At 49.1% G+C, this 393-nt stretch carries 4 tRNA genes; all 4 read right to left on the reverse strand.

The features are described from left to right. Position 1 precedes the first annotated feature (1 nt). A tRNA-Gln gene (locus tag SJ312_RS23350) sits at positions 2 to 76 on the reverse strand. A 10-nt stretch (positions 77 to 86) separates the two neighbouring features. Further along, positions 87 to 163 (reverse strand) — tRNA-Met (locus tag SJ312_RS23355). Between the two features lie 50 nt (positions 164 to 213). Beyond that, a tRNA-Gln gene (locus SJ312_RS23360) sits at positions 214 to 288 on the reverse strand. Positions 289 to 319: 31 nt separating this feature from the next. After that, a tRNA-Gln gene (locus SJ312_RS23365) sits at positions 320 to 393 on the reverse strand.

The raw sequence follows: 393 nt of genomic DNA on the forward strand, positions 1-393 counted from the left end.
ATGGCTGGGGTACCAGGATTCGAACCTGGGAATGCCAGGATCAAAACCTGGTGCCTTACCGCTTGGCGATACCCCAACAAAAGAAATGGTAGCTACGACGGGATTCGAACCTGTGACCCCAACATTATGAGTGTTGTGCTCTAACCAACTGAGCTACATAGCCATATATAATTTCTTTGAAATGAATTGTGCAACTCTAGGTAGGATAGTAGATGGCTGGGGTACCAGGATTCGAACCTGGGAATGCCAGGATCAAAACCTGGTGCCTTACCGCTTGGCGATACCCCATCCGGGAATTCTACTATTGATTGTTTTAAGATGGCTGGGGTACCAGGATTCGAACCTGGGAATGCCAGGATCAAAACCTGGTGCCTTACCGCTTGGCGATACCCC

It is taken from the genome of Providencia sp. CIM-Carb-044 (assembly GCF_033901115.1).
GTDB classification, from domain to species: Bacteria; Pseudomonadota; Gammaproteobacteria; order Enterobacterales; family Enterobacteriaceae; genus Providencia; species Providencia hangzhouensis.